1 pseudogene is annotated in these 478 nt (G+C 39.1%); it reads left to right on the forward strand.

Going from position 1 to position 478, the window contains the following annotated elements:
• A pseudogene (locus tag AB4486_RS22710) lies at nucleotides 1-478 on the forward strand (LysR family transcriptional regulator); the annotation flags it as partial.

A 478-nucleotide genomic window follows, 5' to 3' on the forward strand; every position in this document is an offset into this window, starting at 1 on the left:
AGCTAAGACACCACTTCAACGATGACCTTTTCGTTAAAGTTCATGGTGGCTTACAAGCCACCGCATTTAGCGAAGAGCTAGCGAATGAAATCTCACCTCATTTAGATGGTTTGAAAACCGCAATTAACTCCTCAAATACCTTTGACCCAAAGCAAATTGACAACCCAATAAAAATTGCGTTGTCCCCCGCGGTATTATCATGTTTATCAGGGGTTCTCTACAAAATCATCAAGCATCAAGCTCCAAACTGTGAGTTAGAATTAACTAGCTGGACAACATCCTCAGTTGAAGACATACAAAAAGGAAAGATCTTTTTAGGCGTTGCTTATCAACTACCTAATGTCTCAAAAGAAATTTATATTCAAAAGCTCGTTGAGCTTGATGGACGGCTATTTGTAAGAAAAGACCATCCAGTAAAAAAATCAATTGTCACCCCACAAGATTTGGCTGGCTATGAGATTGCATCACTAATATCACC

This window comes from Vibrio sp. 10N.222.55.C6, assembly GCF_041473395.1.
GTDB lineage: Bacteria > Pseudomonadota > Gammaproteobacteria > Enterobacterales > Vibrionaceae > Vibrio > Vibrio crassostreae_C.